The sequence below is a fragment of the Bacillus sp. BF2-3 genome, assembly GCF_008368795.1.
GTDB classification, from domain to species: domain Bacteria; phylum Bacillota; class Bacilli; order Bacillales; family Bacillaceae_G; genus Bacillus_A; species Bacillus_A cereus.
Genome location: NZ_QOSA01000023.1, coordinates 38,276 through 52,067, shown reverse-complemented (window position 1 = coordinate 52,067; position 13,792 = coordinate 38,276). Strand labels below are relative to the sequence as shown.

Here is a 13,792-nt window from a genome sequence, read left to right as displayed (position 1 = left end):
TTGTTTTCTAAAGGGAATAATTTGAAGTATTCATATATATACAATGGGGATTTTTAAAGCGTAGTAGCATAAATATAACTCTTTTTGAGAAACGGGCAGAACAAGTCATAGTTGTAGTGAAATTGACTTATAGACATCCTACCATATTAAACACTATGATGATGTTACAAAATATCGAACAAATAAAAGTGAAAATGGATAGAGACTTTTAAAACTGTTGACATTCAATTTATTAGAATTGAATGTCAATCGTTTTAAATATACAGTTATATTACATATGTATTTTGTAAAATCCCGATTTTTTGTCGGTTAATTATTAGCAGGGAAGGATAGGGGGTTTATTAATATAATTTTACTATATGTAAGTAAAGTGTTTTGAAATTGAAAATATTTGACTGACATTTTAATGATAGAAATTAAATGTCAGATAAGTACTTTCCAACATACAGACCACTTGCAGCTGCTTGAGATAATGAATGCGTAACGCCTGAACAATCTCCAATTAAAAATAGCCCATGTATACTAGTTTCAAAATGATTATTAATTTTTATCGTAGGAGCATAGAACTTTCCATCAATTCCATATAGTAAAGTATGTTGATCAATAGGTTCTTGTATAAATTGTTCTAAACGTAATAAAAATTCTTTGAGCCCTTCAATATATAATTGAGGAATTTCTTGATTCAAATCTCCATAATCCCCCTGTAGTGTAGGCTGTATACGGCTATGTTCCATGCTGTTTTCCGCCGTAGGTTGTTTCTTTAGTAAGTCCTCTAAGCGCTGTATAACAATCCGATCTCGTCCTTGGTTAATGCCTTTAATAATTGAACTTGCGTATACATTTGCTTCTTTGAGAGTTGGAAAATAGCTAGGAATAAATAAAGTGAAATTTAAATTAGAAGTGCCAGTTCCTTGCTCTCGAAAATTTTGACCGTCAGGCATAACTAAACCTTCTTCGTACTTTCGAATGATGCGTCCTTTTGGATTCATACAGTAAGTAGTTGCTGTGAAATGCTCACCTTGATAAGAAAGTTTTGTTTCAAAAGTATCTTTTAATATAGAACGTAATTGATGTTCTTTCATTTCTACTCTAATTCCTAAATCTACACGTGTTTGCTCCTGAGAAATATTTAGGGAACTGCACATTTCTTTTAACCAATCGGCCCCAGAGCGCCCAGTTGCAAATACTAGTTGCTTAGTTTGAACTGTTCCTTGATTTGTATCTATTGTAAAATGATCTTCCTGTTTCAGAATATGTTGTACATCTATATGAAATTGAATCTTTATTTTCGTCAGTAAAAATTCATAGAGCTGCTGAAAAATGTTACTGGAAAGTGTAGTACCAAGATGTCTTACTTCTGTTGTTAGCATTTGTAAACCACACGCTTCAGCTCTCTTAGTGAGACTTGAATTTTCAGTAGAATATTTTGAAACCGAACTTCCACCAAACTGACATAGAATTTCATCTACTTCAGCCATGAGTTGTAAAAAACCCTCTTTACCGACTTTTTTCTCAAGTTCTCCGCCAAATCCGTTTGTATAATTAAATTTCCCTTCAGATTTGCCTAAACCACCAAACCCGAAATATTTATCACATGTAGTACAATTACACACTTTTCCTTCGTCTAAAGGACAATGGCGATCTTCTAGCGCTTTACCTTTATCAAGAATTAAAACTTTTTTGTTACTTTTAGCTAGTGAATAAGCCATAAAAATGCTACTTACTCCAGCGCCGATAATCGTAACATCATACATATTCTTCCACCTGCTAACGAATAGTTTGTTTTTTATTTTTCTAGTGTATAACAATTTTATGAAGTTAAGAAATAGCTTTTATTAATAAAGTGGGAGTTTTTGAACTTGATGCTTTATTAATTTCTACGAGTGGTGGAGTAAATACAAAAATTTTTATTTGAAAGAAGAAACAGTTTAAAAAATAACTATGTCATATGATTAATAACATCTTACATAGAAAAAAACAGACCTTTTAAGTGAAGAGGTCTGTTAATGATTTTAAATCTTATTTAGCAAAAACATGATTACCAATTACTGCTACTGTTTGACGTGTCGTAATCCACTTGTCCGTTGATGTTTTTGGATTGTAGAAATAAATCCAGTCTGAATCTACTCCATTTGTGGAGATAGCCTCTTCTACAGCCATTTTTGCTTCTGCACTTGCAGGTTGATTAATTCTTCCATCTGTAACAGGAGTAAATGCATATCCGTATTTAATAGGTTCATAAATAACGCCTGTTATTGTATTTGGAAAACCTTTTGCATTTACACGATTTAGTATAACTTTGGCTACTGCTACTTTTCCTTTATAGGATTCGCCACCTGCTTCAGCGGTAACTAAGCGTGCCATTAAGTCTTTTTCTTTTTGTGAAATACTTGAGTTGATTTTTAAATGTTGTCCTGTATAAAGCTTGTTTCCGACTGTATTGTTCATTTGTTTTATAGATTGGACAGTGACATTGTAACGCTTTGCTATCGTTTCTAATGAATCTCCCGGTTGTACTTGATAAATAATTTGTTCAGAAATGTTCGCAGGCTTGGCATTTTGAGGAACAGTGATTTCATTTGATTTCACGGACCCTGGAATATGTAACTGTTCGCCAATAAAGGTTTTATCGTTTCCTTTATTATTAGCCTGTTTAATGGATTGTATTGAAACTCCGTATTGTTTACTAATGCCCCAAAGTGTATCGTTCTTTTTTACTGTATGAATGGTAGAAGCTTCAGCTGTACTTTGACTACATACGAATGTAATTGCGGCCGCAGATAAAGGAATTATATGTTTTATTTTTAGTAATTTCATTGTAAATCCTCCTAAGAAAAAATTAAGGTGAAACGATTAAGTAATGTAGTTTGAAATGTGTATATGCGTAATATATTAATGTAAGTATATTAGCACATATAAAATAAATAATCACTATAAGTTTCATATTCGTTTAGTGTAGAGTCAGAATATGAAATATTGCATATGAAAATACATTGAAGTTCATATTTCTGATTACTATAATCTATTTAGTAGAAAGGGAATACGTTATAGAATTAATCATTATAGATTAATATAATGATTAATAATTATTAATAGGAGGATTGATGTAATGAAAATATTTCAAAAAATGTGTGCGTCAACTGTAATCATTACAACACTTTTAGGAACAGGAGGCACTATCAATAGTGTATATGCTGATTCTATAGAACAGCAGAGTAAATTAGGGATAGAACAAGAAACAGATAAGCAAATCATTGTAAAATTTAAAGCGGATTTGGATTTGCCATATGAAGATGGTATTGAAAAACAAATACAATCTCAAACGAATGATAAAATAATAAAAGATCTTTTGACAGAATATCCAGATGTAACATTTACTCGTTTATTCACATCTGTAAGCCCGGAACAAATACAAAACCTTGAAGTGAAAGCACCTAATCATGTATCTACAAGTCTATTAAACTACTATATTCTTCAAAATCAAAATAGTGGGTATGAAGAAGAAATAGTAGATAAGTTAAAGGCATCTTCTTTAATAGAAGATGCGTATATGAAGAAACAAGAGAAAATAATGCCACCTGAAGTGCAATCATCAAGTGTAGCTCTTAATCCTAATAACAATCCTAGATTTAAAAAACAAGGTTATCTTGAAGCAGCCCCATACGGTATTAATGCGCCTTTCGCCTGGGGAATTCAAGGCGGTAATGGAAATGGTATTACTTTTGTTGATATGGAATACGGATGGCTATTAAATCATGAGGATTTATTACATCAAAATATTGAATTAATGTCTGGAAGAAATATAGATCAGCATGTCGGTCATGGGACGTCTGTACTAGGAATTGTATCCTCTGAGGACAATGAAGTCGGGAATATTGGGATTGCGCCAAAAGCGAAAGCAAAGGTTATCTCTCAAATAAGAGATAACGGACAGTATAATACGGCTGATGCAATATTAAGCGCTGTAAATCAGTTAGAAGCTGGGGATGTTTTATTATTAGAGGCGCAAGCATCCTTTGATGGATATGGTGATAAATATTTACCTGTTGAAGTACAACCAGATATTTTTGATGCAATTCGTGCTGGTACAGATAAAGGGATTGTAATTATAGAGGCTGGAGCAAATGGGTGGAATGATTTAGACCAGTTCAAAGATAGAAAAGGTAAGCAAGTCTTAAATCGTAATAGTAAAGATTTTAAAGATTCGGGTGCAATTATGGTAGGCGCTGGCTCTTCATCTTTCCCTCATGAACGTATGTGGTTTTCGAATTATGGAAGCCGTATTGATGTGTACGGATGGGGAGAAAATGTAGATACAACTACAGCTGAACAAAGTAGAAGTGCTGTAAATCTATATACTTCAAGCTTTAGCGGAACATCTAGTGCCTCGCCAATTATTGCTGGGGCAGCGACTTTAGTACAAAGCATTGCTAAAGAAAATTTAGGACAACCATATAGACCTAGTGAACTAAGAGCAATATTAAGCAACCAGAGCACAGGAACAAAATCTAAAGATCCATATGCAGATAAAATTGGTGTTTTACCAGATTTGAAGTCTATACTAGTAAACTTAGGCTATGAACAAAGAAAACCAAACGGTGGGAATGAATTACAAGTAACAGAAAATGAACCAAATAATGAGCCTAGACAGGCAAATAAAGTTAACTTTCATACACCGGTGAAAGGAATGCTACATAATAGTGATAGAGTAGATGTATTTACTTTCCAAATTGACTCGCCGGAAAATATTAATATTTCTCTACTAAATGAACAAAATATCGGAATGACATGGGTACTTCATCATGAATCAGATTTAAATAACTATGTAGCATATGGTGAAAATGAAGGCAATGTAGTTAAAGGAACTTATAATGCAAAGCCAGGTAAATATTATTTATACGTCTATAAATATGAGAATACAGATGGTTCATACGTATTGAACATAAAATAAGTAAAAGGAACTTCAGATGAAGTTCCTTTAAATTTTTCTAATTTAGTATATGTGAATGATTTTTTAACTTTACTTCTATGCAATATTTCATATTGATGAAATGTTATTTATTTTTTCTGAACTAGCTTATATTATATTCAATAAGTTTGATATAAAAACAGAAAAAGAGAGGGATAATAATGAGCAATAAGAAGTTAATTTTGAAATTATTCATATGTAGTACAATATTTATCACATTTGTATTTGCTTTACATGATAAGCAAGTAGTTGCAGCTAGCTCTGTTAATGAGCTTGAAAATTGGTCGAAATGGATGCAACCTATACCTGATAATATCCCGTTAGCACGAATTTCAATTCCAGGAACACACGATAGTGGGACGTTCAAGTTGCAAAATCCGATTAAGCAAGTATGGGGAATGACGCAAGAATATGATTTTCGCTATCAAATGGACCATGGAGCTCGCATTTTTGATATAAGAGGACGTTTAACAGATGATAATACGATAGTTCTTCATCATGGGCCATTATATCTTTATGTAACACTGCATGAATTCATAAACGAAGCGAAACAATTTTTAAGAGATAACCCGAGTGAAACGATTATTATGTCTTTAAAAAAAGAGTATGAGGATATGAAAGGGGCAGAAGGTTCATTTAGTAGTACGTTTGAAAAAAATTATTTTGTTGATCCTATCTTTTTAAAAACAGAAGGAAATATAAAACTTGGAGATGCTCGTGGGAAAATTGTACTACTAAAAAGATATAGTGGTAGTAATGAATCTGGAGGATATAATAATTTTTATTGGCCAGATAATGAGACGTTTACCACAACTGTAAATCAAAATGTAAATGTAACAGTACAAGATAAATATAAAGTGAGTTATGATGAGAAAGTAAAATCTATTAAAGATACAATGAATGAAACGATGAACAATAGCGAGGATTTAAATCATCTATATATAAATTTTACAAGCTTGTCTTCTGGTGGTACAGCATGGAATAGTCCATATTACTATGCCTCTTATATAAATCCTGAAATTGCAAACCATATAAAACAAAAGAATCCTGCGAGAGTAGGCTGGGTAATTCAAGACTACATAAATGAAAAGTGGTCACCATTATTGTATCAAGAAGTTATAAGAGCGAATAAGTCATTAATAAAAGAATAAAGATGATGAGAGTGAGAAGCGATAAAATATATCGCTTCTTATTTCTTTTCCAATAACCAACAATATAAATTGTACTTTTATAATAGAAAAAAATAAAAACATAAGATATAATCATACATATAAAATTTGTACCTATAAATTTTATATGTATGATTGAATTTGATTTGTTGTAATGAAATGGAGGTATATACTATGAAGTTTCCACATGATTTTTTATTCGGAGCTGCTTCAGCTTCTTATCAAGTAGAAGGTGCATGGAATGAAGATGGAAAAGGTGTTACGAATTGGGACGAGTTTTCAAAAATTCCTGGCAAAACATACAATGGAACAAATGGTGATGTAGCTGTTGATCATTATCATCGATATAAGGAAGATGTTCGCTTAATGGCTGAGATGGGATTAGAATCGTATCGTTTTTCTATTTCTTGGGCGAGAATATTGCCGACTGGAGATGGAAAGGTAAATGAAAAAGGGATTGAATTTTATAACAACTTAATTGATGAATGTTTAAAATACGGGATTGTGCCGTTTGTCACTTTATATCATTGGGATTTACCATTACCGTTAGAAAAAGATGGTGGATGGACGAATAAAAGAACAGCAGAGGCTTTCGTAAAATATGCAGAAACTTGTTTTAAGGCATTTGGTGACAGAGTTAAGCATTGGATTACTTTTAATGAGACCGTAATGTTTTGTGGATTAGGTTATTTAAAAGGTGCACATCCACCAGGAATACAAAATGATGTTCCAAAGTATTTTCAAGCGACTCATTATGTATTTTATGCACACGCGAAAACAGTTGCGGTGTACAAGCAGCTGAAACAATATGGTGAGATTGGGATTACACATGTTTTCTTACCAGCTTATAGTGTGGATGATCAAAAAGAAAATATACAAGCAGCAAATCATGCGAATGAATATGAAACGTATTGGTATTATGATCCAATTTTAAAAGGCGAGTATCCGTCTTATGTTGTACAACAATTAAAGGAAAAAGGATGGACTCCTAATTGGACGGTTGAAGAATTAGAAATCATTAAACAAAATGCAGAAGAAAATGATTTTATTGGCTTGAATTATTATCAACCAATACGAGTAGAAAGATACGATATGGATATAAAGAGTGAGGAACATTCTCGAGAAAACTCAACGCTTGCTCCAGGTAACCCTTCTTTTGATGGTTTTTATCGAACAGTTAAAATGGATGATAAAACATATACAAAATGGGGATGGGAAATATCTCCCGAAGGTTTCTTAGAGGGATTGCATATGTTGAAAGCGCGTTACGGTGACATAAAGATGTATGTAACGGAAAATGGACTTGGTGATGAAGATCCAATCATTGACGGAGAAATTGTAGATGTTCCGAGAATTAAATTTATTGAAGCGCATTTAAAAGTAATGAAGCGTGCAATTGAAGAGGGAATTAACTTAAAAGGTTATTATGCATGGTCAGTGATTGATCTTTTAAGTTGGTTAAATGGATATAAAAAGCAATATGGCTTTATTTTTGTCGATCATAATGATAACTTAAAACGTAAGAAGAAACTTTCGTTTCATTGGTATAAACGTGTGGTCGAAACGAGAGGGGAAGAGTTATAACAGATAAAAGCGTATTTTAGGAGAAAGTGTATGAGTGCAAAGTATAAACAAATTGCAGATGTGTTAGAGCAAAACATTCGAGATGGGCTTTTTAATGAAACGAAAAAACTACCTACAGAAGAAGCGTTGATGAATCGATTTGAAGTAAGCCGTAATACGATACGTAAAGTAATTAGTCAGCTTGTGAATAGAGGTTATATTTTTCAAGTGCAAGGTAGTGGCATGTTTTTACGCGAAACTTCTGTAACAGATTACATTAATTTAGGAAGTTTACGTGGATTAACGAAAAATCTTGTTTCACAAAATATTGAAACGAAAGTGTTAGAGCTGGAAGTAATAGATGCGGACGAAGAGATAGCAAAGCGGATGCAATGCGAAGCTGGAACTAGGTTGTATTTTTTGAAGCGCTTAAGAATTGTAGATGCTAAACCATTCTCTATTGAAGTAAGTTATTTCAAAAAGGATATTATTCCATATTTGAACGAAGAAATAGCATTAAGCTCTGTATACAGTTATTTCATTGAAGATTTACGATTAAATATTGGTTTTGCTGATAAAGTTATTAGTTGTGAAAAAGTAAATAAAGAAAATGCACAGCTTTTAGAATTAAATGAAGGTGATCCGGCGCTTCTTATTGAAAATACAGTGTATCTTGTAAATGGAACAATTTTTGAGTTATCTCAGTCGATGTTTCATTATGAAAAGGCGAAACTTTTAAATCGAATTAATTTTAAATGAAAAATTATCGTGTGAAAAAAGCAACTGGTCCTAAGTAATCAGTTGCTTTTTATTTTTTAAGTGGATGAGCAAAAAAACATGAAAGTGGTTGGTCCGCTTTTTGTAAACATCTATTATGATAAGAGAAGAAAGGTAGTATGTTATCGACGTTTTAAAGAGGAAGGTTTTTTATGTAAGTTCTTTAATTAAAATAGATGGGTCTTAGAGAGGTGAAAAGACAATGAGTTTTGCAATTTCCCTAGTCGTTATTATTGTAATTGTATCGCTATTTGGGACTGTACTAGTTGCAAGAAACGTGGAGGAGAATTACGGTAAGTCTACAAAAAGAAATGTGAAAAACTTATCTGCAATCTATATTCTTCTTCTTTTTGTTCTACTGGCCGGGGTAACATGGTACGCGGTAATGATTTAATAGTTTGTAAAAGAATTGAAATGAGAGTATGAAGTTGGAATTTCAGAAGCTATTGAGTAATCAGAAAGAGAACCATTTTGGATATATCCATTTACGGATAAGAAAATGTGACTAATTAATACTATTTTTACGGTGAATACTGTTAGTAAAAAATGAGGATAGTTCGTTTTGAAAGGAGGAAACTAGATGGAATGGAAACCAAATCGTGCAGATAAGACACCTGTATATAAACAAATTGCGGATTATATTGAAAGAGGCATTTCTTCAGGTGAATTTCCTTCTGATAGTAAGTTACCTTCTGAGCGTATGTTAGCAAAGGAATTACAGGTGAACCGGAGTACAATAGTAGCTGCGTATGAAGAATTAAAATCACTTGGAGTAGTAGAACGGCAAAAGGGAAGCGGAACACGGGTCAATACAGACATATGGGGTGTCTCACATAAACGAATACCGAACTGGGGTAGGTACGTGGAGGATGGATCGTTCTTACCTAACGTACCACTCGTTCAACAAATTCGAACGGAAACACAAAAAGATGATTTAATTAATTTAGCAAGCGGTGAACTGTCACCAGAATTAATTCCAAGTGATAGATTTCGAACAATTTTGTCGGAGAAAACATTTATGGAAAACCTCGGTTATGATCATCCACTTGGAAATGAGATGTTGAGAAAAACAATTGCAGCACATGTTCAGCAATATAAACAAATTGAAGCAGATTCAAGCTCTATTCTTATTACGTCAGGAGCACAACAGGCGCTTAATCTTATCGTTCAATGTTTATTAAAACCTGGTGATGCGATCGCGATTGAAGATCCTTCGTATTGTTTTTCGCTTCCAATGTTTAAATCGGCCGGTTTGAACATATTTCATTTACCTGTTGATGAGCATGGAATGAATCCAGATGACTTAATCGATTTGCACAAAAAGCATCGCATTCGTATGGTGTTTTTGAATCCAGATTATCAGAATCCGACGGGGACTGTGCTTTCATTAGCGAGACGTAAAAAAAATTTAGAACTGTCTTCTGAGTTCGGTATACCAATTGTAGAAGATGATCCGTATAGTTTAATCTCTTTTAATGGAGAAGTGAACCCGACATTAAAATCAATGGACCAAAATGGAAATGTTCTTTATATAAGTTCATTATCAAAAATTGTTGCATCAGGATTACGTATTGGATGGATAATTGGTCCTACACGTGTAATTGAGCGTTTAGCAGATGCAAAGCAACAAGTTGATTTTGGCCATAGTGTATTTACGCAGTGGGTAGCAAATCAATTTTTAGAATCAAAGGATTTCCATAAACATATTACGATACTTCGTGGACAATTGAAGCAAAGAAGAGATGTATTAATTGCAGAGCTTGAAGGAACATTGGGAGACCGAGTTGAATGTTTCGTGCCAGAGGGTGGAATACATGTATGGTGTAAAGTGAAAGGAAAGTTTGATGAATATCACTTATTAGGTGAATCTATACAGAATGGTGTCGCATTTGTTCCGGGCAGTGTTTTAGGTTCGAAAAATGAATATATACGATTTACGTTTGGTAGAGCGAATATAGAACAAATTCAACTTGGAATTAAACGGTTTGCCGACACGCTAAATGAGATTTCATAATATGGATGTGTGATAGTGAAATGAGGGAAAGAAATGAAGTACGTGACGCTTTTACTTCAAGTAGGCGTGCTATATGTATTTAGCCTAGTGGGTACGTGGATTCAAGGAGTATTCCATCTATCAATGCCAGGAAGTTTAATAGGGATGTTAATACTGTTCCTGCTCCTTTCCACTCGCGTTTTACCGTTAAAATGGTTTGAGTTAGGTGCGGAAAAGTTAATCGTATTTTTACCGTTATTTTTAATCCCTTCGACAACAGGGCTCATGGAATACGGGTCTTTTCTTTTCAGTAAGGAGAGTATTATATTCCTTTTAGTAGTTGCAAGTACTGTAGTAACTTTGATTGTTTCAGGGTATATAAGTCAATTATTAATAACAACAAAAAAATAAAATCGACAAGGTGCACGATTCAAATGGTCTTAATTATTATTACTGTAGCAATTTATTTCTTGGCGACAAAGCTATATAAAAAATTTACGTTTGCATTTACGTTACTGGTGTTAACAGTTACGGCAATTATGATTTGTTTATTTTTCATTTTTGGTATTTCTCATCATGAGTATAGGGAAAATGGAGGAGACATTCTTTCAAGCTTATTGAGCTCTGCAATTGTAGCATTAGCCATACCTCTATTTAAAGAGCGAAAGATACTTATGAAAAATTTTTTATCGATACTTATTGGAGTAGTGATAGGTATAGTGGCTGTAACGAGTATGAATGTAGTGATTGGCGGAATTTTAAATATAGATAAGGAACTTATATTAACTACTTTACCACAGTTAGCAACGATGCCTATTGCCCTATCATTAGCGGATCAAATTGGTGGTATTCCATCTATGACTTCTAGTTTTGTAGTTGTTGCAGGAATAACAGGCGCTATTATCGGACCAACAGTACTTAAGTTTTTCAGTATAACAAGTACGATTGGAAAAGGAGTTGGAATGGGCTGTGCATCACATATTATCGGTGTGAGCCGTCTCGTGAAGGAAGGCGAGAAAGAGGCGACAATCGGTTCGGTAACGATGATTGTAACTGGAATACTCATTAGTATACTAATACCGTATGGAACGAAATTTATTTTTTAAATGTAATGGAGATGATAACAATGACAACATGGTTTATAGTTACATTATTTGTTTTTGGAGCTATTAAAGTATTAGTTTCTAGCATGCCCACTTCTGTTGTGGAATCAATTATTAGTAAATTTGAATTGCATCAAAAGCTTGAGGCGGAAAATACTTCTATATCGATAGATGGAAAAAATATAGAGGGAGAAATGAAACTACAAGTTATTCATGAATTTAATGAGGCTTTGTTTTTAGATAAACATTATTTCCCGCCGCACGGAGAAGGGACACCCATAGTCATTGATACGAAGAAAGGGAATAAAGAGATTAGATTTTCGCTATATAGCTATGAAGAACATGTTGATGTCATTAAGCAATATAAGAAGAAAGTCGTTGCCTATCGTTTACGCTCTAAAAGCCTTCAAACATTGGCACCATTAGCAATAACGGAAGAGTATGCTTAAGAAGGGACCTATAATGGTCTCTTTATTTTTTTATCCAATTATATACGTTCCAAATAAAAGAATGAAAAATCATATAACCAAATAAAGAATATGTATGGTTCCAATTCGCGTTATGTACAAATAAACCTAAACTTTCAGCAATCTGTTCAAAAAGGCTAGCACAAATACCGATTGAAATAATAAATAAAATTCTAGAAACGTTAGATAATTTTTTTGAAATGTGTATAAAGATAACTGTTAAAATCGGCAGTACGAACAATGTAAAAGCTATATTAACCGAAAATGTGGATGAGAAGGGCCTAGCCGGAAAGGAATATATTTGTTTATGAACAAAAAAGGCATCTAAGCAAGTTCCAATAATAGAAGAGAGAAAGATTGTAACTACTAATGCTAGAAACTCATTCTTCTTCTCGGAGGAGGACATTTTTCTTTGCGAGAATGGCGAGTTCAATTTTTTCGAGTGTTTTGCAGTAGTCTTCTGTAATTTGTCCATTTATATTTTCCTCCTTATCAACTAAGTAATTTACAACTTGCCAATCGGTAAACCAATCTTCACTGTCAACTTCTTCATGCTTAATATCTCGCCATGCATAGATGAGTGCAGGGCTGTATATGCGATAAGCGCCATTTCGTAACTGGCATTTCTTTATTCGGCGCTTATAAAACTCACGGGAAAAAGATTCATTTACACTTGAAAATAAATGGGGCCAGTAATCTTTCCTTGATCCTGTATGTGGATGGTGTTGAGCCCAGCTTATTATTTGAGATAAAACATGTGTATCTCGAAATAATAATGAGTACAATCTTTTTCCAATTAATATCCGTTCATGTAAGGAAGTGAAATGTTTCATTGTATCACCAAATAGTAATACTTTTTGTTTCTTATCATTTTCGTAGAATGGGAAAAGAATATGATTAAACTGAAAGAAATCAAAGAGTTTAAATCCAATACTATTTAGTACAGTCTTTTTAAATTGTACATTTTGAATCACTCTTTTTTCTAAGTAGTTTTGTTCATTAATAATAGTGGCAATCGCTAAAGTTTTTTTGTTACCTGTTTTCCAAAAATGGTGCCACATCGTTTCCATAAATGTAGAAACATTTAGGTGAGGGAGAAGGTGAAATAACTTTTGTGATCTCTTTACACTTTGTTCGTAAAGTAAAAATTGAGGGTATACATCTTGGAAAATAAGCCAATTCCCTTTTTCTAAAAAAGAAAAAAATATGAATTGATCTTTCTCTGATAAAATTCTCGTATATAAATCCCCCTTTAAATCAGTCATATTCCAACCGCCGTTACGTGATACCATATGTCCAAGCAGTGCCCAATGTATTTCTGGATATTGAATGTAAAATTGGTAGTATGCGCGTGTTCTTGTAACATTATTTTTATTTAGCTGTTCTGTTTGTATTTTTATTTTGTTGATGATGAGTTGCTCTTCTTTCGTTAATTTATACATGGTATCAGAAGGAATAAGTTTGCTTTTTTGTTTTAATTCATTTTTTACGTCGAATAGGGAGAGAGGCAGTGCTTTGGAAGGTCCGTTATATGTATGATTTGAATTGCTTCGGTCCATTCCGTTACCTCCCTTTTTCATAAATTTAAACATGATTATTGGCTATGAATCATTCTATTTATTTTATTACGAGTATAAGAAATAAATGAGCGGTGTTTTTTTACAAGGAATTTATTTATCATGCAAACAGTATGGAAAATCTTACTGTTGTGAGGTGAAATGAAAAACAGAAACTAAGTTTAATAGTTTCTG

Annotated in this window: 13 protein-coding genes; 9 read left to right on the top strand and 4 right to left on the bottom strand. The window is 33.1% G+C overall.

Features of this window, described 5'->3' with window-relative positions; translation table 11 throughout:
• Window positions 1-416: 416 nt before the first annotated feature.
• On the bottom strand, window positions 417-1,754 hold the full coding sequence (locus tag DN401_RS17630; RefSeq protein ID WP_000272405.1) for an NAD(P)/FAD-dependent oxidoreductase: 1,338 nt from the start codon (window positions 1,752-1,754) through the stop codon (window positions 417-419).
• 265 nt (window positions 1,755-2,019) lie between these two features.
• Window positions 2,020-2,817 carry a cell wall hydrolase gene (locus DN401_RS17625; protein ID WP_000771005.1) on the bottom strand — a complete coding sequence of 266 codons (798 nt, stop codon included), beginning with the start codon at window positions 2,815-2,817 and terminating at the stop codon, window positions 2,020-2,022.
• Window positions 2,818-3,109: 292 nt separating this feature from the next.
• Here DN401_RS17625 and DN401_RS17620 point away from each other — a divergent pair, with 292 nt between their 5' ends.
• The 9 genes from DN401_RS17620 (at window position 3,110) to DN401_RS17580 (ending at window position 12,023) form a co-directional block, all read left to right on the top strand.
• On the top strand, window positions 3,110-4,951 hold the full coding sequence (locus tag DN401_RS17620) for a S8 family peptidase (RefSeq protein WP_000689195.1): 1,842 nt from the start codon (window positions 3,110-3,112) through the stop codon (window positions 4,949-4,951).
• A 179-nt stretch (window positions 4,952-5,130) separates the two neighbouring features.
• On the top strand, window positions 5,131-6,120 hold the full coding sequence (gene plcA, locus DN401_RS17615; protein ID WP_149287894.1) for a phosphatidylinositol diacylglycerol-lyase: 990 nt from the start codon (window positions 5,131-5,133) through the stop codon (window positions 6,118-6,120).
• Window positions 6,121-6,312: 192 nt separating this feature from the next.
• A complete protein-coding gene (locus DN401_RS17610) occupies window positions 6,313-7,722 on the top strand; it encodes a glycoside hydrolase family 1 protein (RefSeq protein ID WP_000671629.1) in 1,410 nt (469 codons plus the stop codon).
• A gap of 30 nt (window positions 7,723-7,752) precedes the next feature.
• On the top strand, window positions 7,753-8,460 hold the full coding sequence (locus DN401_RS17605) for a GntR family transcriptional regulator (RefSeq protein ID WP_001274912.1): 708 nt from the start codon (window positions 7,753-7,755) through the stop codon (window positions 8,458-8,460).
• Window positions 8,461-8,680: 220 nt separating this feature from the next.
• On the top strand, window positions 8,681-8,872 hold the full coding sequence (locus tag DN401_RS17600) for a hypothetical protein (protein WP_000006458.1): 192 nt from the start codon (window positions 8,681-8,683) through the stop codon (window positions 8,870-8,872).
• 186 nt (window positions 8,873-9,058) lie between these two features.
• Window positions 9,059-10,492, top strand: a complete 1,434-nt coding sequence (gene pdxR / locus DN401_RS17595; protein WP_149287893.1) for a MocR-like pyridoxine biosynthesis transcription factor PdxR — start codon at window positions 9,059-9,061, stop codon at window positions 10,490-10,492.
• Between the two features lie 33 nt (window positions 10,493-10,525).
• Window positions 10,526-10,882, top strand: a complete 357-nt coding sequence (locus tag DN401_RS17590; protein WP_000878488.1) for a CidA/LrgA family holin-like protein — start codon at window positions 10,526-10,528, stop codon at window positions 10,880-10,882.
• A 23-nt stretch (window positions 10,883-10,905) separates the two neighbouring features.
• Window positions 10,906-11,577 carry an LrgB family protein gene (locus DN401_RS17585; RefSeq protein ID WP_149287892.1) on the top strand — a complete coding sequence of 224 codons (672 nt, stop codon included), beginning with the start codon at window positions 10,906-10,908 and terminating at the stop codon, window positions 11,575-11,577.
• 20 nt (window positions 11,578-11,597) lie between these two features.
• Window positions 11,598-12,023 (top strand): YfmQ family protein, encoded by a 426-nt coding sequence (locus DN401_RS17580; RefSeq protein WP_000214634.1) that lies wholly within the window; start codon window positions 11,598-11,600, stop codon window positions 12,021-12,023.
• A gap of 22 nt (window positions 12,024-12,045) precedes the next feature.
• On the opposite strand, the gene DN401_RS17575 is transcribed toward DN401_RS17580, so the two are convergent.
• Window positions 12,046-12,447, bottom strand: coding sequence for a CBO0543 family protein (locus tag DN401_RS17575; RefSeq protein ID WP_033666325.1), 402 nt, complete (start codon window positions 12,445-12,447; stop codon window positions 12,046-12,048).
• Window positions 12,422-13,600 (bottom strand): DUF2515 domain-containing protein, encoded by a 1,179-nt coding sequence (locus DN401_RS17570; protein WP_149287891.1) that lies wholly within the window; start codon window positions 13,598-13,600, stop codon window positions 12,422-12,424. Before DN401_RS17570 ends, DN401_RS17575 begins: the two co-directional genes overlap by 26 nt.
• Window positions 13,601-13,792 lie beyond the last annotated feature (192 nt).

What these genes read in the sequence shown, in the direction of transcription:
- DN401_RS17610 (WP_000671629.1), top strand. Translation starts at nt 6,313, where the DNA reads ATGAAGTTTCCACATGATTTTTTATTCGGAGCTGCTTCAGCTTCTTAT.
- DN401_RS17575 (WP_033666325.1), bottom strand. Translation starts at nt 12,447, where the DNA reads ATGTCCTCCTCCGAGAAGAAGAATGAGTTTCTAGCATTAGTAGTTACA.
- DN401_RS17585 (WP_149287892.1), top strand. Translation starts at nt 10,906, where the DNA reads ATGGTCTTAATTATTATTACTGTAGCAATTTATTTCTTGGCGACAAAG.
- plcA (WP_149287894.1), top strand. Translation starts at nt 5,131, where the DNA reads ATGAGCAATAAGAAGTTAATTTTGAAATTATTCATATGTAGTACAATA.
- DN401_RS17620 (WP_000689195.1), top strand. Translation starts at nt 3,110, where the DNA reads ATGAAAATATTTCAAAAAATGTGTGCGTCAACTGTAATCATTACAACA.
- DN401_RS17600 (WP_000006458.1), top strand. Translation starts at nt 8,681, where the DNA reads ATGAGTTTTGCAATTTCCCTAGTCGTTATTATTGTAATTGTATCGCTA.
- DN401_RS17590 (WP_000878488.1), top strand. Translation starts at nt 10,526, where the DNA reads ATGAAGTACGTGACGCTTTTACTTCAAGTAGGCGTGCTATATGTATTT.
- DN401_RS17580 (WP_000214634.1), top strand. Translation starts at nt 11,598, where the DNA reads ATGACAACATGGTTTATAGTTACATTATTTGTTTTTGGAGCTATTAAA.
- DN401_RS17570 (WP_149287891.1), bottom strand. Translation starts at nt 13,600, where the DNA reads ATGGACCGAAGCAATTCAAATCATACATATAACGGACCTTCCAAAGCA.
- DN401_RS17605 (WP_001274912.1), top strand. Translation starts at nt 7,753, where the DNA reads ATGAGTGCAAAGTATAAACAAATTGCAGATGTGTTAGAGCAAAACATT.
- pdxR (WP_149287893.1), top strand. Translation starts at nt 9,059, where the DNA reads ATGGAATGGAAACCAAATCGTGCAGATAAGACACCTGTATATAAACAA.
- DN401_RS17625 (WP_000771005.1), bottom strand. Translation starts at nt 2,817, where the DNA reads ATGAAATTACTAAAAATAAAACATATAATTCCTTTATCTGCGGCCGCA.
- DN401_RS17630 (WP_000272405.1), bottom strand. Translation starts at nt 1,754, where the DNA reads ATGTATGATGTTACGATTATCGGCGCTGGAGTAAGTAGCATTTTTATG.